Below are 15,583 nucleotides of genomic sequence, written 5' to 3'. Positions count from 1 at the left end.
ACTCAGTCCTGCTGCTTGGCGAACACGTAGCCGACGCCACGCACGGTGAGGATGCGCTTGGGATTCTTGACGTCGTCTTCGATGGCCGCGCGGATGCGGCCCATGTGCACATCGATCGAGCGGTCGAATGCCTCGAGCTCGCGGCCGCGCACCGCTTCCATGATCTGGTCGCGCGTGAGCACGCGCCCGGCCCGCTCCGCAAGCGCGGCCAGCAGGTCGAACTGGTACGAGGTCAGTTCGCGCGGCTCGCCGCCGATGGTGACGGTGCGCGCATCCTTGTCGATCTCCAGCGAGCCGAAACGCATGTGCTTGGCGGCCGGCGGCGCGGCGCCCTCGACGCGCCGCCGCAGCACGGCGCGGATGCGGGCCAGCAGCTCGCGCGGCTCGAATGGCTTGGGGAGGTAATCGTCGGCGCCGAGTTCGAGGCCCACCACGCGATCCATCGGGTCTCCCTTGGCGGTGAGCATCAACACCGGCACGCGGGCGGTCTCGCCGCCCATGGACCGGATGCGGCGGCAGACCTCGAGCCCATCGATGTCGGGCAGCATGAGGTCCAGCACGACCAGGTCCGGCATGCGGCCCGCCGGCTCCTGCAGCAGGGCCAGCCCCGCGGTGGCGTCGGCCGCCCGTGTCACCGTGAATCCCGAACGCTCCAGGTACTCGCCCACCATCTGCGCGAGCCGCGCATCGTCTTCGATCATCAGGAGGTGCTGCATGGGCGCATGGTACTGACCCCTTTACGGGGCCGACGTCAGCATCGTTCGCACGCGGCGCATGGCGTTGTCGCGGCGGTAAAGTTAGGTAAATGGCCGTGGCAGCCGACGATCCGCACACGTTGCCCGAGGTGCTGGCAGGGCAGGCGGCGCTGCGTCCGGGCCAGGTCGCGTTGCGTTTCGATGCGCAGGCCATCACGTATGCGCAGCTCGCCGCGCGTGTCGATCGTGCCGCGGGCGTGCTCGCGCAGGACTGGCATGTGCGCGCAGGCGACCGGGTCGCGTGGCTCGGCCTCAACCATCCCGCGCACCTGGTGCTGCTTTTTGCGCTGGCGCGCCTCGGTGCGGCGCTGCTGCCGGTCAACGTGCGGCTCGCGGCGGCCGAATGGGATTCGCTGCTGCAGTCGGTCGGTCCGGTGCATCTGGTGCACGACGCTGCGTTCGCGCAGGCGGCGACCGCGCTGGCCGGCCGCGCCGGGATCGCTGCGCATGCGGCGGCGGCACTCGACGGGCCGGAACGCGCGTCGACAGCTGGTGCCGCTTCGCCCGACGCAGCCGCGCTGCTGGTGCAGACCTCCGGCACCACCGGCGGCCCGCGCGTGGCGGTGCACACGCAGGCTCAGCTGCTGGCCAACCTGCGCGTCGCGGCGCAGGTGCAGGCGATCACGCCGGCGGATCGCGTGCTCACGGTGCTGCCGCTGTTCCATGTCGGCGGCCTGTGCATCCAGACCTTGCCCGCGCTGTCGGCCGGCGCCACCGTGCTGCTGCATCCGCGCTTCACGCCCGAGGCCACGTTCGATGCGCTCGCGGCCGAGCGACCCAGCCTCACGCTGCAGGTGCCTGCGACGATGAAGGCCCTGGTCGACCATCCACGCTGGAACGGTGCCGACCTGCGCTGCCTGCGCGCGGTGTGGGCCGGCTCCAGCCTGCTGCCCGCACCGCTGCTGGAAGCGTTCCATGCGCGCGGCATCCCGGTGTGCAACGTCTACGGCGCGACCGAGACCGGACCGTTCTCGATCGCACTGGGGCCGGACCATGCGGTCGATCACATGGGCTCGTGCGGCTGGCCCGCGCCCGGCGTCGAGGTCCGGCTGCACGGCGAGCCGGGCCACGAAGCGGGCGAGGTGTGGCTGCGCGGCCCGAACGTGGTGCGCCGCTACTGGCCCGACCTGGCTGCCGTCGACGCCGAGGGTTGGTTCCACACCGGCGACCTCGCCACGTGCGCGCACGACGGCAGCTACACCATCGTGGGCCGCGCGCGCGATCTCGTGATCTCCGGCGGCGAGAACATCCATCCGGCCGAGATCGAGGCGGCGCTCGCGCTGCATCCCGACGTGCTGGAGTGCGCCGCGTTCGGCGTGCCGGATCCGCGCTGGGGCGAGACGGTCGCTGTCGCCGTCGTGCTGCGCGAGGGTGCCAGCGCGAGCGACGATGCCCTGCGAGAGCATCTCACCGCGCGCCTGGCACGCTACAAGCTGCCGCGCCGGTGGTTGCGCGTGAACGCGCTGCCCAAGACAGCCCTGGGCAAGGTGCAGCGCGGCGCGCTGGCGGGGCTGGTCGGCCGCTAGCTGGCGGCGGCGGTGGCGGCCGAGGCTTCCTTGCGACGCTGCAGGCGCCACAGCCACACGATCAGCAGCATCGGCGGGATGGCGGTGAGGCCAGTGGCGACGAATGCCGTCGCATAGGCGCCCAGCAGGCCATGCGTGGGCGTGAGCGCATCCACGCCGACACCCGAGAAGCCCTTGAGCAGCTTGCCCAGCACCGCATAGGTCGACGACAGCATCGCGTACTGCGTGGCCGTGTAGCCCAGCGTCGTGAGGCTGGACATGTAGGTCACCAGGGCCACGCCGGCGAATGCCTGCGCGAAGGCGTCGAGTGACATCACGGCGGCGAAGGTGGTGGCGTCCGCATGCAGGCTCAGGAGCGCGAACGCCGCGGTGCCGAACCCTTCCAGCATCAGCCCGACCACCAGTGTCGGCAGCATGCCCGCGCGCACCGAACACACGCCGGCAGCGGCCAATCCCAGGAACGTGGCGCCGAGCCCGAACGAACCGCGCACCAGGGCCACCGTGTCCTTGCTGAGGCCCAGGTCGTGGTAATACGGGTTGTACATGGGGCCCATGATGAAGTCGGGCAGGCGGTACAGCGCGACCGCCAGCAGGATCAGCAGGCCCGTCATGCGGTGCTTGGAGAAGAAGTCCACGAACGGGCCGACCAGCGCATCGAGCAGGCCGCGGCCGGACCACAGCGGCGCCTTGGCGTGCAGCACCGCGTCGGCACGCGTGGGCTCGAAGGCGAAGAAGGTGGCCACGATGCCGACCCCCATCAGCACGGCCATCGCGGCGTACGAGATCGGCCAGCCCACGCGCTGGGCCGCGGCGATGATGGCCGCGTCGGTGACGATCAGCGCGATGCGATAGCCCAGCTGCGCGGCCGAGGTCATGAGGCCGACCTCCTCGGCGTCAGAAGCGGCTTCGATGCGCCAGGCGTCGATGGCGATGTCCTGGGTGGCGGAGGCGAACGCGGTCAGCAGCGCGAAGGCGCCGATCACGCCCAGGCCGGCCGACACGCCCACGAACGACATGCCCAGCAGGCCGAGCGCCACCAGGATCTGGCACAGCAGCATCCAGCCGCGGCGCCGGCCCAGCCGGCCGAGCAGCGGCACGTCGACCCGGTCCACCAGCGGCGACCAGTACACCTTGAACGCATACGCGAAGCCGACCCACGAGATGAAGCCGATGGCCATCAGGCTGGTGCCCTCGTCGCGCAGCCAGTAGCCGAAGGTGTTGGCGGTCAGCAGGAACGGCAGACCGGACGCGAAGCCCAGCGCCAGCATGACCGCGACCTTGGGCTGGCGCAGTTCGCGCAGCACGCCCAGCGCGGAGCGCTTGCGCGCGGGCTGTCGGGCTGGCTGGGAAGGCGAAGTCTGTACGTGACTGGGGGTCGGCTCTGACATGCGGGCGTTCGTTCGTTCGTAGTATTCAACCATGTGCCAGCTCTGCGTCTCCAATCAGTCCTTCTGGCGTGGTCGGCGGGGTTTCCTGCTGGCTGCAGGTGCGGCGGCGGCGACGCCGGTGCTGGCGCAGGTCGACGTGGGCAAGGGTTCGCGGGCCGCGGGCCTGGTGCCGGCCGAGGAGATCGAGGCCGCGTCCGCGCAGCAGTACTCGCAACTGCTGGCCGAGGCCAAGTCGAAGGGGGCGCTGGCGCCCGAGAACAATCCTTCGCTGCAGAAGATCCGCGCGATCGCGCAACGCATGATCCCGCAGGGCCTGCGCTTCAACGAGCGCGCGAGGAGCTGGCGGTGGGAGGTGAACCTGATCGGCAGCAAGGAGATCAATGCCTTCTGCATGCCGGGCGGCAAGATCGCGTTCTTCACCGGGCTGCTCGAGCAGCTGAAGCTCACCGAGGATGAAGCGGCGATGGTGATGGGCCACGAGATGGCGCACGCGCTGCGCGAGCACGCCCGCGCCCGCGTTGCCAAGGAAGAGGGCACCAACGTTGCGATCGGCCTGGTCACGCAGCTGTTCGGGCTGGGCCAGCTGGGGCAGATGGGGGCCAACCTCGGCGCGCAGCTGCTCACGCTGCGCTGGTCGCGCGCCGACGAGAGCGAGGCCGACCTGGTGGGGCTGGAGATCGGCGCGCGCGCCGGCTACAACCCCGATGCGGCCGTTTCCCTCTGGACCAAGATGGAGCAGGTGGCCGGCGGCAGCAATGGCCCCGCCTGGTTGTCCACGCACCCGTCGGGCCCCGACCGGCTGGAGCGGCTGCGGCAGAACATCCCGAAGGTGCGCGGCCTGTACGAGCAGGCCATCGCGCACCGGTAAGGTCACGCGCGCACCGGCGCCGGCGCGGCGCGCGCGGGCCACAGCACCGACGCGATCGCGCCCACCATCAGGGCCACCGCGGCCCAGTCCTGCCAGTGCAGCGCTTCCTTCAGCCACAGTGAGCCCGCGAACACGCCCAGCACCGGGATGAACATCACGCTGAGCGTGGAGGCCAGCGGCGGCAGCGCGCGGGCGAGCGAGAACCAGGCCGCCTGCGCGAAGCCGAAGACCAGGATCGCGTTGAACCAGATCGCGGCCCAGGTGCCCGTCTCGGGGGCGCGCCACTGCCCGCGTTCGAACAGCGCCAGCACCGACATGACGGCGGTGGTCAGCAGCGTCATCCAGAACGAGATGGTGAGCGTGGGGCGATCGATGGTCGTGCGGCGCAGCAGCTGCGTGCCCAGCGCCCAGGTCGCGGCGGCCACCAGGGCGAGCACCACGCCGCCCGGGCGGCCGGCCAGGTTGGTGAACTCGTGCCACAGGAGCAGGGCCACGCCCAGGGCCGCCGCGCCGACGCCCAGCCACGCGCGCCGGTGCAGCGGTGCGGAGAACACCAGGGCGCCGAGCAGCGCCGAGAAGATCGGCATCGTGTAGCCCAGGATCGCCGCGCGTCCGCTGGAAAGCGTGCGCACCGCCAGGATGATGCAGGCGTGCCAGACGAACATGTTGGTGGCGGCCAGCCAGAGCAGCTCGGGCCAGTGGCGGCGCGGCAGCGAGAACGGCACCTTCAGCGCCAGCAGCGCCCCGGCCAGCAGCGGCAGCCCGAGCCACATGGAGATCGCGCGGAACGTCAGCGGCGGGTAGTTGCTCACGCCCAGCTTCATCACCGGCCAGTTGAGGCCCCACACGAGCGTGAGCAGGACGAGGAGGACCAGTTGCTGACGGCTGAGTCTGTGCATCGGGTGATTGTGGGCGATCCCTACAATCGGCAGCCATGACCTTCGTGGAGATGCTGCACGGCGCGCAGGCGCGCAACGGATCGATGTTGTGCGTGGGGCTCGACCCCGAGCCCGGGCGCTTCCCGGGGCTGCTGCGGGGGACACCTCGCGCATCCACGAGTTCTGCGCGCGGATCGTCGATGCCACCGCCGACCTGGTGATCGCGTACAAGCCGCAGATCGCCTACTTCGCGGCGCACCGCGCGGAGACGCAGCTCGAACGCCTGGTCGCCCACATCCGCAAGGTGGCGCCGCATGTGCCCGTGATCCTGGACGCCAAGCGCGGCGACATCGGCAGCACGGCCGAGCAGTATGCGGTGGAAGCGTTCGAGCGCTATGGCGCCGACGCCGTGACGCTGTCGCCCTTCATGGGGTTCGACTCGGTGCAGCCGTACCTGAAGTACGAGGGCAAGGGCGCGTTCCTGCTGTGCCGCACGTCGAACCCGGGCGGCGACGATCTGCAGAACCAGCGGCTCGCCTCGGTGGACGGCCAGCCGCTGCTGTACGAGCACATCGCGAAGCTGGCGCAGGGGCCGTGGAACACCAACGGGCAGCTCGGGTTGGTGGTCGGCGCCACGTATCCGAACGAGATCGAGCGGGTGCGCGCGCTGGCCCCGAAGGTGCCACTGCTGATTCCTGGCATCGGCGTGCAGGGTGGTGATGCCGTCGCGACGGTGCGGGCCGGCTGGCGTGCCGACGCACCGATCGTGGTCAGTTCGTCGCGCGCGATCCTGTATGCGTCCAGTGGGGACGACTTCACCGATGCGGCGCGGCGCGAGGCGCAGAAGACGCGCGACACGCTGGCGGCAGCGCGGGGCTGACCGCACGCCCTCGAGGCGCGGGCCTGGATTGCGGGACAAGCCCGCAATGACAGCGCGCTCAGCCCCGATCCAGTTCTTCCTTTACCCGCTCCGAATTCGTCGTCGCGCGGCTGCCCTTCAGGTGCATTTCGACATCGGCGGCCTTGTCGCCGACCGCGCGCACCGCGTCGCGCAGTTCGTCCTCGCTCGTGTCGAGCTTGCGCGCCCACTGCGCACAGGCCTGGGGGTCGTTCACGTCGATCTTGTCGGAGGCGCCAAGTTGCTGGGTCATGGGCATGGGATCGGTTCCTGCAGGTGATGTCTTGCTGCAACCGTATCGCGCGCTCCGAGCCACGGATGTAGGCCCCGGCCGCAGCCGGTCCGCTCAGAGCAGCCGGCCGAGGTAGTGCCCGGTGTGGCTGGCCGGGTTGGCCGCCACTTGCTCGGGCGTGCCGGCCGCGACCACCGTGCCGCCACCCGCGCCGCCCTCGGGCCCCATGTCGATCACCCAGTCGGCGGTCTTGATCACGTCGAGGTTGTGCTCGATGACGACGATGGTGTTGCCCGCGTCGCGCAGCTGGTGCAGCACCTTGAGCAGCAGGTCGGTGTCGGCGAAGTGCAGGCCGGTGGTGGGTTCGTCCAGGATGTACAGCGTGCGGCCGGTGTCGCGCTTGGACAGCTCCAGTGCCAGCTTCACGCGCTGCGCCTCGCCGCCCGAGAGCGTTGTCGCCGCCTGGCCGAGCTTCACGTACGACAGGCCCACGTCCAGCAGCGTCTGCAGCTTGCGCGCGATGGTGGGCACCGGCTTGAGGAACTCGTACGCGTCTTCCACCGTCAGGTCCAGCAGCTGGGCGATGTTGCGGCCCTTCCACTGCACCTCCAGCGTCTCGCGGTTGTAGCGCGCGCCCTTGCAGACGTCGCACGGCACGTAGACGTCGGGCAGGAAGTGCATCTCCACCTTCACCACGCCGTCGCCCTGGCAGGCCTCGCACCGTCCGCCCGCCACGTTGAACGAGAAGCGACCCGGGCCGTAGCCGCGCTCCTTCGCGGTCGAGGTCTCGGCCATCAGCTCGCGGATCGGCGTGAACAGGCCGGTGTAGGTGGCCGGGTTGCTGCGCGGCGTGCGGCCGATCGGCGACTGGTCGACGTTGATCACCTTGTCGAAGTGCTCGATGCCGTCGATCTCGTCGTGCGGCGCCGGCTCCTCGTGGGCGCGGTACAGCTCGCGCGCGACGGCTGCATAGAGCGTGTCGTTCACCAGCGTCGACTTGCCCGAGCCGGAGACGCCCGTCACGCAGGTGAGCAGGCCGACGGGGACATCGACGGTGACGTCCTTCAGGTTGTTGCCGCGTGCGCCCGCGATGCGCAGCCGCTGCACCTCGCCAGGCTTGCCGCCTTCGAGCGGCAGCCACGGCGTGCGCTTCTTCGGTACCGCGATCTTCAATCGGCCCGACAGGTACTTGCCGGTGAGCGAAGCGTCGCTGGCCTCGACCTGCGCCGGCGTGCCCTGCGCCATCACCTTGCCGCCGTGGATGCCGGCGCCCGGCCCCATGTCGACCACGTGGTCGGCGGCGCGGATCATGTCCTCGTCGTGCTCGACCACCAGCACGCTGTTGCCGATGTCGCGCAGGTGCTTCAGCGTGCCGATCAGGCGGTCGTTGTCACGCTGGTGCAGGCCGATGCTGGGCTCGTCCAGCACGTACATCACGCCGGTGAGGCCCGAGCCGATCTGGCTGGCCAGGCGGATGCGCTGTGCCTCGCCACCCGACAGCGTCTCGGCGCTGCGGTCCAGGCTCAGGTAGTTGAGGCCGACGTCGTTCAGGAACTTCAGCCGGTTGCCGACCTCGCGCACCACCTTGTCGGCGATCTCGGCCTTGGCGCCGGTGAGGCGCAGGCCGGTGAAGTACGCCAGGCACTCGCGCAACGTGACGTGCGCGATCTCGTAGATCGTGCGGGCCTGGTCCTGGTCGCCGATGCGCACGTGGCGTGCCTCGGTGCGCAGGCGCGTGCCATGGCACTCGGGGCAGGGCTGCAGGCTGCGGTAGCGGGCGAGTTCCTCGCGGACGGCCGGCGTGTCGGTCTCGGCATAGCGCCGCGCCATGTTCGGGATCACGCCCTCCCACGGGTGCTTCTTCGCGACCTTCTTGCCGGCGGTGGACCCCGACTCCATCACGTAGTTGAAGCGGATCTCCTCCTCGCCGGAGCCATGCAGGATCGCGTGCTGCACCTTCGGGTCCAGCTTCTCGAACGGCGCGTCGACGTCGAACTTGTAGTGCTTCGCCAGGCTCTCGATCAGGGTGAAGTAGTAGGCGTTGCGCCGGTCCCAGCCCTTGATGGCGCCCGAGGCCAGTGACAGCGAGGGGAAGCCCACCACGCGCTGCGGGTCGAAGTACTCGCGCTGGCCCAGGCCGTCGCAGGACGGGCAGGCGCCCACCGGCGAGTTGAACGAGAACAGGCGCGGCTCCAGCTCGCTGATCGAGTAGTGGCAGATCGGGCAGGAGAACTTGGCGTTGAACAGGTGTTCCTTGCCGCTGTCCATCTCGAGCGCCACCGCGCGGCCGTCGGCCAGCCGCAGCGCGGCCTCGAAGCTCTCGGCCAGCCGCTGCTGCACCTCGGGCCGCACCTTCAGGCGATCGATCACGACGTCGATGTCGTGCTTCTCGTTCTTCTTCAGCTTGGGCAGCGCGTCGGCCTCGACCGCCTGGCCGTTGATGCGGAACCGGATGTAGCCCTGGGCCTGCATCTGCGCGAACACGTCCTCGAACTCGCCCTTGCGCTCGCGCGCGATCGGCGCCAGCACCATCAGGCGCGTGTCGGCGGGCAGCGCGAGCACCGTGTCGACCATCTGCGAGACGGTCTGCGAGGTGAGCGGGATGTCATGGTTCGGGCAGTACGGCGTGCCGGCGCGCGCGAACAGCAGCCGCAGGTAGTCGTGGATCTCGGTGACCGTGCCCACGGTGGAGCGCGGGTTGTGGCTGGTGGCCTTCTGCTCGATCGAGATCGCGGGCGACAGGCCCTCGATCAGGTCGACGTCGGGCTTGTCCATCAGCTGCAGGAACTGCCGCGCATACGCCGACAGGCTCTCGACATAGCGCCGCTGCCCTTCGGCATACAGCGTGTCGAACGCAAGCGACGACTTGCCCGACCCGGACAGGCCCGTGATCACGACGAGCCGGTTGCGCGGCAGGTCCAGGTCGACGTTCTTGAGGTTGTGGGTGCGCGCGCCGCGGATGGCGATGCGCTGCGCTTCGAGCGCGCGGCCGAGGTACGGGCCGTCTTCGGTGGACTGCAGCTGGAGGCCGTCGGTGGGCGATTTCACGGGAGCGGGACGCGCGCGGAGGGGAACCGGCCATGATAGCCCGCCGGGCTCGCGCGGCCGGAGTCTCGGCAGTAGGCCATCCCCGGCCCGCGTCGGCAGCCCGCGGGGCGATCACGGACAATCGTGCTTCCTGTCCGTTTCCGATTCGTCGTCCGCGTGCCCGCTTCCTCCGGCTCCGCCGCCTTTCCCGCCTCCAGCACGACCATGAACGCCCTCGAGCGCCGCGCCAGCGGTTCGCTCGCGCTGGTGTTCGCCGCCCGCATGCTGGGACTGTTCCTGGTCCTGCCGGTGTTCGCGCTGGAGGCCGCGCGCTATCCGGGCGGCACCGACCCGGCGCTGGTCGGGATGGCGATGGGCATCTACGGCCTGACCCAGGGCGTGCTGCAGATTCCCTATGGCCTTGCGTCCGACCGCTTCGGCCGCAAGCGGGTCATCGTGCTCGGCCTCGCGGTATTCGCGGCCGGCAGTCTGCTGGGCGTCTGGGCGCCGACCCTGCACTGGCTGGTGGTGGCACGGGCCCTGCAAGGGGCGGGCGCCATCTCGGCTGCCGTGACGGCGCTGCTGGCCGACCTGACCCGCGACGCGGTGCGCACCAAGGCGATGGCGATGGTGGGCGCGAGCATCGGCCTGATGTTCGCGGTGTCGCTGGTCGCTGCACCCGCGCTCGCGGCGCACGTCGGCCTGTCGGGCCTGTTCGCGGTCACCGGCGCGCTCGCGGTGCTGTGCATGGCCATCATCGGCTGGTGGACGCCCGCCGAGCCCCGAGTGCACGCCAACGTGCCGCGCGGGCGGATCGCCGACGTGCTGGCGCTGCCCGCCCTGGTGCGACTGAACGTGGGCGTGTTCGTGCTGCACGCCGTGCAGCTGGCGATGTGGGTCTCGCTGCCCGCGCTGCTGGTCCAGGCCGGGGTGGCCAAGGCCGACCACTGGAAGGTCTACCTGCCGGCGGTGCTGGCGTCCTTCGTCGTGATGGGCTTCACGCTGTTCCCGCTGGAGCGGCGCGGCTACTTGCGCGCGGTCTTCCTGGCGGCCATCGGCCTGGTCGGGCTGGTGCAGCTCGGGTTGGCGCTGGTGGCGCCGCACGCCGGCATCGCGGCGCTGGCCGTGCTGCTGTTCCTGTTCTTCTGCGGCTTCAACGTGCTCGAGGCCACGCAACCGAGCCTGGCGTCGCGGTTGGCGCCGGCGCACGCGCGCGGGACGGCGATGGGCATCTACAACACCCTCCAATCGCTGGGCCTGTTCGCGGGCGGGGCGGTCGGCGGCTGGCTGGCCAAGCACGTTGGCATGGCGGGGCTGTTCGCCGCCTGCGCCGCCATGATGGTCCTGTGGCTGGTGGTGGCCTGGCCCATGCGCGCGCCCGGGCGGGCGGCGTCGGCCGAGGAAGTGCTGGCGGAAGAAGCCCAGGCGACATAGATAATCGGCCCAACACACCAGAGGAACCCGCCATGGCATCGGTCAACAAGGTCATCATCGTCGGCAACCTCGGGAAAGATCCCGAGATGCGCACCTTCCCCAGCGGTGGCAGGGTGTGCAACGTCACCATCGCCACCTCCGAGCGCTGGAAGGACAAGCAGACCGGCGAGCAGAAGGAGGCCACCGAGTGGCACCGCGTGGTGTTCAACGACCGCTTGGCCGAGATCGCCGGTGAATACCTGAAGAAGGGCTCCCAGGTCTACGTCGAGGGCAGCCTGCGCACCCGCAAGTGGACCGACGCGCAAGGCGTCGAGAAATTCACCACCGAGATCCGCGCCGACGAGATGAAGATGCTGGGCAGCCGCCAGGGCATGGGCGGTGGTGGCGGCGGCGGCGGTTCGTTCGAGGGCGACGATGGCGGCTATGAGAGCGCCCCGCGCCGTTCGGCCCCGCCGGCGCGCGCGCCGGCACCCGCGGCGCAGCGCCCGGCCGCCGGCAAGCCGTCGTCGGGCTTCGACGACATGGACGACGACATCCCGTTCTGAGTCCGCGCGCCGTAGGTGCACCGCAGGCGAGCCGGCTGGCGGCCTGGCCTGCACCGTGTGAGCAATAAGTCCGGGCCCGTGCGGCCCGGTCTTCCTTTGTGGAGGGCGGTCGCTACACTGCCCGCGTGCTGCAACTCATCCGTCTCACCGCGAAGCGGGCGCGCGAAGAGCGCTTGCCGCAGGTCGCCGGCAGCCTGACCTTCACGACGATGCTGTCCACCGTGCCCCTGCTGGCCGTGGGCTTCGCGCTGTTCGCGCGCTTTGCGCTGCTGCGGCCGATCGGGGCGATCCTCCAGGAGCACCTGCTCGAAGGGCTCCTGCCGGCGGAGATCGCGCGCATCGTGCTGCGGTACCTGCGCCAGTTCACGGCCAACACGGGCGGCCTCACGCCGGTCGGATTCCTGTTCCTGGTGGGCACCGCACTCGCCACGGCGTTCACCGTCGAGCGGGTCCTCAACCGCGTGTGGCAGGTGCGCAAGGAGCGGCCCCTGCTGCGCCGGCTGGGCCTGTTCGTCGTGATGGTCGTGGTCGCGCCGGTGCTGGTGGGCACGAGCCTGTGGGTGACGTCGCTGTGGCAGTCCGTCGGATTGCTGCGGCCGCTGCCGACCTGGGCCGGCTATGTGCTGGCGATGGCGCCGGTGCTGCTCGCGGCCGCGGGGTTCGCCGGCCTCTTCTACTACGTGCCCAACGCGAATGTGCGCCGCCGCGAGGCGCTGGTCGGCGGCTTCCTGGCCGGCATTGCATTCGAGCTGGGCAAGCTCGGCTTCGCCATCTACCTGCAGAACGTGCCGACCTACCGCACCGTGTATGGCGCGTTCGCGCCGCTGCTCGCGTTCCTGCTGTGGGTGTACTTCTCGTGGCTGGTGACGCTGGCGGCGGCGCTGGTCACCGCCAACCTGGGACGGGCCGGCAAGCAGCCGGCGCGGCGCCTGGCGCGCGCCTAGCCGTTCAGGCGGCCGCGGCCGCGGCGATCACGCCGCCACCCAGGCACACGTCGCCGTCGTACAGCACGGCCGACTGCCCCGGCGTCACCGCCCATTGCGGCTGCGGGAACGCGAGCTCGAACGCGCCGTTGGCACCCGGCGCGAGTCGGCACGCCGCGTCGGCCTGCCGGTAGCGCGTCTTCGATCCATAGCTGCCCGCGGCCGGCGCCTCGCCGGCGATCCAGCTTGCGTCGTCGGCCTGCAAGGCCAGCGACTGCAGCCAGGGATGGTTGTGCCCCTGCACCACCCACAGCGTGTTGTGCTCGGTGTCCTTGCGCGCCACGAACCACGGCGCGTGCTCGCCGCCGCCACGCTGCGCGCCCTTGGCCTTGACGCCGCCGATGCCCAAGCCCTGCCGCTGGCCCAGCGTGTAGAACGACAGGCCCTGGTGCTGGCCGATCACGCGGCCGCGCTCGTCCTTGATCGGGCCGGGCTCCTTCTGGATGTAGCGGTTGAGGAACTCGCGGAACGGCCGCTCGCCGATGAAGCAGATGCCGGTGGAATCCTTCTTCGCCGCATTGGGCAGCCCGATCTCGGCGGCGATGCGCCGCACTTCCGTCTTGTGCAGCTCGCCGACCGGGAACAGCGACTTGGCCAGCTGCGCCTGCGTCAGGCGGTGCAGGAAGTAGCTCTGGTCCTTGCCGGGGTCCAGGCCCTTGAGCAGCTCGAAGCGGCCGTCGTTCTCACGGACCCGCGCATAGTGACCGGTCGCGATCTTTTCGGCGCCCAGGCGCATCGCATGGTCGAGGAAGGCCTTGAACTTGATCTCGGCGTTGCACAGCACGTCGGGGTTGGGCGTGCGCCCGGCCTGGTACTCGCGCAGGAATTCAGCGAACACCCGGTCCTTGTAGTCGGCGGCGAAGTTGACGTGCTCGATCGGGATGCCGATCACGTCGGCCACGCTGGCGGCGTCCAGGAAGTCCTGGCGCGACGAGCAGTACTCGTCATCGTCGTCTTCCTCCCAGTTCTTCATGAAGATGCCGACGACGTCCCAGCCCTGCTGCCGCAGCAGCCAGGCGCTGACCGCGGAGTCCACCCCGCCGCTCAGACCGACCACCACGCGCTTGCCGTTTGCCATGCACCGAATTATCCCAGCCGGTCATTGACCGGTGCCGCGCAAGGACGTGCGCGGTTCAGGCGTAGACGCTGGCGTCGGTGGTGACCAGGTCGAGCGGATGGCGCGTGCCGGCGAGGTAGTCCTCGATGCAGCGCAGCAGCAGCGGGCTGCGGTGGCGCTCCCTGCTGGCGCGGATCTCGTCGATCGTCATCCACAGCGTGCGCACGATGCCGGTGTCCAGCGCCCGCTGCGGATCGGGTGCGCCGACGGTGCCGCAGAAGGCGAAGCGCAGGTAAGTGAAGTCGTCTCCGGGCCGCCGCACGCGCGACAGGTACACGCCCACCAGGTGCGTGGGCGTGAAGGCGCAGGCGGTTTCCTCCAGCGTCTCGCGCACGCAGCCCTCGATGGGCGATTCGCCGGGGTCCAGGTGCCCGGCGGGGTTGTTGAGCCTGAGTCCTTCGCTGGTGTGTTCCTCCACCAGCAGGAAGCGCCCGTCGCGCTCGATCACGGCGGCGACGGTGACGCTCGGTTTCCAGCGCGTGTCCATGCGGCCGATTATGGGCAGCGCCGATGCGGCGCGGGCCGACAGGTCCGGCGGCGAGAGGCTCCCAGAATCCGCGCCATGGCGCATCCCGCGGCCCTGCTTGTCGTGACCGTGGTGTACCCGTTGTGGGTGGGTGCGGGCCTGGCCGACTGGGCCTGCCACCGCGCCACGCGCATCGCCACCACCAGCGGCCTGCGCGAGAACCTGCTGCACCAGTTGATGTTCGTGCAGATGGGACTGGCGATCGCCGCGATGGCGCTGCTGCAGGTCAACGCCGGTGTGCTGGTGCTGGTGGGCGTCCTGTTCCTGCTGCACGAAGCGACCGTGTGGTGGGACCTGCGGGTGTCGCTGCCGGTGCGGCGCGTCAGCGCCATCGAGCAGATGGTGCACAGCTTCCAGGAACTGCTGCCGCTGGTCTCGCCGCTGCTGCTGATGGCCATGACGTGGGACCAGGCGCTGGCCCTGGTGGGACTGGGCAGCGAACCCGCCGACCTGCGCCTGCGCTGGAAAGACGACCCGCTGCCGCCCGCGCTGCTGGTGGGTGGCGCGGCGCTGGCCGCGGTGTGCAACGCGCTGCCGCTGGCGCAGGAGACGCTGGCCTGCCTGCGCGCGCGGCGGTCGAGGGCCTGAACGCCCTCAGGCCTCGTACTCGTCCGCGCCCTGCACCCAGATGAACGACTGCACGTCGATCATGTCGCGCGCCCGCAGGCCCGGACGCCGGTCCAGGTCGCGCCGGATGATCGCGCCGAAGGTCTGCAGCCCGTGGTACACGGCCCAGGACGGCTCGGGCCTGTAGCCGAAGTCGAAGCCATAGGCGCGCGCCGCCTTGCGCGTGACGCGGGGCTTGAGGAACAGGTGCTTGTCGGGCCGGGCGATGAAGGGGAACACCGTCACCACGGGCCAGGTGAGCACCTTGCCGCGACCTTGCGGCAGTTCGCTCACGGCCTGGATCCAGTCCTCGAACCGGCGCTGGGCCGAACCGCGCCCGTACAACAAGGCGTAGAGCTCGTGCGCGAACAGGCGCGCGCCGGCCGGCGAGCGCAGCGCGTCGCGCAACGCCATCTTCTCGAACGAAAACAACAGGTTGGTGCGCGACTCGATCCGGATCGCGATGTCGGCGATCTGCCGGAACTCGCCACGGGCGAGCAGCTTGCGGAAGGCGGCGGGGCCGAGTTCGGCCTGCCATTCGACGTGGGCGCGTTCCTTGTACGCCCGCTCGGCGATCAGGTAGGTCTCGTCCTGGAAGCCGTCGGGATAGAACAGCTCGAATTTGCGGCGTGCGCGGGCTGCCCCGAGGTAGCACACACCGTTGGCACGGGCGCCCGTGAGGGGGTTGGAGAGGAATGCTGGGCGTTGCATGCCGGTCAGTTTTCGATTTGCGCCCAGCTCATCCGCGTGGGACGCAACCTTGCCTGCTTGTAGGACCACGACCGGCCCAGCCGGACGAC

General features: G+C 70.3%; 14 protein-coding genes and 1 pseudogene. 7 read left to right on the top strand and 8 right to left on the bottom strand.

All coding sequences use genetic code 11. The annotated features are described in order from the left end of the window. Positions 1 to 2: 2 nt before the first annotated feature. Positions 3 to 716, bottom strand: coding sequence for a response regulator (locus tag ACPWT1_RS03670; RefSeq protein WP_427914061.1), 714 nt, complete (start codon positions 714 to 716; stop codon positions 3 to 5). An 89-nt stretch (positions 717 to 805) separates the two neighbouring features. On the opposite strand from ACPWT1_RS03670, the gene ACPWT1_RS03665 reads away from it, so the two are divergent. Beyond that, the gene (locus ACPWT1_RS03665; protein WP_427914060.1) at positions 806 to 2,281 is read left to right on the top strand and encodes a class I adenylate-forming enzyme family protein; all 1,476 of its coding nucleotides are present in this window, start codon (positions 806 to 808) and stop codon (positions 2,279 to 2,281) included. Here the strand turns inward: ACPWT1_RS03665 and ACPWT1_RS03660 are convergent. Next, entirely contained in the window at positions 2,278 to 3,585 is a 1,308-nt protein-coding gene (locus ACPWT1_RS03660) for an AmpG family muropeptide MFS transporter (RefSeq protein ID WP_427914059.1), read from the bottom strand. The genes ACPWT1_RS03665 and ACPWT1_RS03660 overlap by 4 nt on opposite strands. Before the next feature lie 115 nt (positions 3,586 to 3,700). Here ACPWT1_RS03660 and ACPWT1_RS03655 point away from each other — a divergent pair, with 115 nt between their 5' ends. Further along, entirely contained in the window at positions 3,701 to 4,537 is an 837-nt protein-coding gene (locus ACPWT1_RS03655; protein ID WP_427914058.1) for a M48 family metallopeptidase, read from the top strand. 2 nt (positions 4,538 to 4,539) lie between these two features. Here the strand turns inward: ACPWT1_RS03655 and ACPWT1_RS03650 are convergent, their stop codons facing one another. Next, positions 4,540 to 5,436 carry a DMT family transporter gene (locus ACPWT1_RS03650; RefSeq protein WP_427914057.1) on the bottom strand — a complete coding sequence of 299 codons (897 nt, stop codon included), beginning with the start codon at positions 5,434 to 5,436 and terminating at the stop codon, positions 4,540 to 4,542. Positions 5,437 to 5,471: 35 nt separating this feature from the next. Here ACPWT1_RS03650 and pyrF point away from each other — a divergent pair. After that, positions 5,472 to 6,295 (top strand): annotated as a pseudogene (pyrF, locus tag ACPWT1_RS03645) (orotidine-5'-phosphate decarboxylase). Between the two features lie 58 nt (positions 6,296 to 6,353). Here pyrF and ACPWT1_RS03640 read toward each other — a convergent pair. Together ACPWT1_RS03640 and uvrA are read right to left on the bottom strand one after the other, a co-directional pair. Then, positions 6,354 to 6,572, bottom strand: coding sequence for a DUF3606 domain-containing protein (locus ACPWT1_RS03640; protein ID WP_427914056.1), 219 nt, complete (start codon positions 6,570 to 6,572; stop codon positions 6,354 to 6,356). Between the two features lie 87 nt (positions 6,573 to 6,659). Then, positions 6,660 to 9,593: an excinuclease ABC subunit UvrA gene (uvrA, locus tag ACPWT1_RS03635; protein ID WP_427914055.1), complete on the bottom strand. Its 2,934-nt coding sequence runs from the start codon at positions 9,591 to 9,593 to the stop codon at positions 6,660 to 6,662. A 204-nt stretch (positions 9,594 to 9,797) separates the two neighbouring features. Here uvrA and ACPWT1_RS03630 point away from each other — a divergent pair, with 204 nt between their 5' ends. From ACPWT1_RS03630 to ACPWT1_RS03620, 3 genes are all read left to right on the top strand, one after another. Beyond that, on the top strand, positions 9,798 to 11,006 hold the full coding sequence (locus ACPWT1_RS03630; RefSeq protein WP_427914054.1) for an MFS transporter: 1,209 nt from the start codon (positions 9,798 to 9,800) through the stop codon (positions 11,004 to 11,006). A 32-nt stretch (positions 11,007 to 11,038) separates the two neighbouring features. After that, entirely contained in the window at positions 11,039 to 11,551 is a 513-nt protein-coding gene (ssb, locus tag ACPWT1_RS03625) for a single-stranded DNA-binding protein (protein ID WP_427914053.1), read from the top strand. A 125-nt stretch (positions 11,552 to 11,676) separates the two neighbouring features. Beyond that, positions 11,677 to 12,495 (top strand): YihY family inner membrane protein, encoded by an 819-nt coding sequence (locus ACPWT1_RS03620; RefSeq protein WP_427914052.1) that lies wholly within the window; start codon positions 11,677 to 11,679, stop codon positions 12,493 to 12,495. A 4-nt stretch (positions 12,496 to 12,499) separates the two neighbouring features. On the opposite strand, the gene mnmA is transcribed toward ACPWT1_RS03620, so the two are convergent. Both mnmA and ACPWT1_RS03610 read right to left on the bottom strand, forming a co-directional pair. Next, complete coding sequence (mnmA, locus tag ACPWT1_RS03615; protein WP_427914051.1) at positions 12,500 to 13,612, bottom strand: tRNA 2-thiouridine(34) synthase MnmA; 1,113 nt, start codon at positions 13,610 to 13,612, stop codon at positions 12,500 to 12,502. A 55-nt stretch (positions 13,613 to 13,667) separates the two neighbouring features. Beyond that, positions 13,668 to 14,138 carry an NUDIX hydrolase gene (locus tag ACPWT1_RS03610; RefSeq protein WP_427914050.1) on the bottom strand — a complete coding sequence of 157 codons (471 nt, stop codon included), beginning with the start codon at positions 14,136 to 14,138 and terminating at the stop codon, positions 13,668 to 13,670. A gap of 75 nt (positions 14,139 to 14,213) precedes the next feature. Here ACPWT1_RS03610 and ACPWT1_RS03605 point away from each other — a divergent pair, with 75 nt between their 5' ends. Next, positions 14,214 to 14,765 (top strand): diguanylate cyclase, encoded by a 552-nt coding sequence (locus tag ACPWT1_RS03605; RefSeq protein ID WP_427914049.1) that lies wholly within the window; start codon positions 14,214 to 14,216, stop codon positions 14,763 to 14,765. Between the two features lie 6 nt (positions 14,766 to 14,771). On the opposite strand, the gene ACPWT1_RS03600 is transcribed toward ACPWT1_RS03605, so the two are convergent. Continuing rightward, a complete protein-coding gene (locus tag ACPWT1_RS03600; protein WP_427914048.1) occupies positions 14,772 to 15,494 on the bottom strand; it encodes a hypothetical protein in 723 nt (240 codons plus the stop codon). Positions 15,495 to 15,583 lie beyond the last annotated feature (89 nt).

The sequence above is a fragment of the Ramlibacter sp. MMS24-I3-19 genome (assembly GCF_050320135.1).
Classification (GTDB): domain Bacteria; phylum Pseudomonadota; class Gammaproteobacteria; order Burkholderiales; family Burkholderiaceae_C; genus Ramlibacter.
Note: the sequence above shows the minus strand (reverse complement) of the source record. Positions and strands in the feature narration are given on the sequence as shown.

Bases quoted from the DNA above. Each gene is read 5' to 3' on its own strand.
- ACPWT1_RS03665 (WP_427914060.1), top strand. From the start codon at position 806: ATGGCCGTGGCAGCCGACGATCCGCACACGTTGCCCGAGGTGCTGGCA.
- ACPWT1_RS03630 (WP_427914054.1), top strand. From the start codon at position 9,798: ATGAACGCCCTCGAGCGCCGCGCCAGCGGTTCGCTCGCGCTGGTGTTC.
- ACPWT1_RS03650 (WP_427914057.1), bottom strand. From the start codon at position 5,436: ATGCACAGACTCAGCCGTCAGCAACTGGTCCTCCTCGTCCTGCTCACG.
- ACPWT1_RS03605 (WP_427914049.1), top strand. From the start codon at position 14,214: ATGGCGCATCCCGCGGCCCTGCTTGTCGTGACCGTGGTGTACCCGTTG.
- mnmA (WP_427914051.1), bottom strand. From the start codon at position 13,612: ATGGCAAACGGCAAGCGCGTGGTGGTCGGTCTGAGCGGCGGGGTGGAC.
- ACPWT1_RS03670 (WP_427914061.1), bottom strand. From the start codon at position 716: ATGCAGCACCTCCTGATGATCGAAGACGATGCGCGGCTCGCGCAGATG.
- ACPWT1_RS03655 (WP_427914058.1), top strand. From the start codon at position 3,701: ATGTGCCAGCTCTGCGTCTCCAATCAGTCCTTCTGGCGTGGTCGGCGG.
- ACPWT1_RS03640 (WP_427914056.1), bottom strand. From the start codon at position 6,572: ATGCCCATGACCCAGCAACTTGGCGCCTCCGACAAGATCGACGTGAAC.
- ACPWT1_RS03610 (WP_427914050.1), bottom strand. From the start codon at position 14,138: ATGGACACGCGCTGGAAACCGAGCGTCACCGTCGCCGCCGTGATCGAG.
- ssb (WP_427914053.1), top strand. From the start codon at position 11,039: ATGGCATCGGTCAACAAGGTCATCATCGTCGGCAACCTCGGGAAAGAT.
- ACPWT1_RS03600 (WP_427914048.1), bottom strand. From the start codon at position 15,494: ATGCAACGCCCAGCATTCCTCTCCAACCCCCTCACGGGCGCCCGTGCC.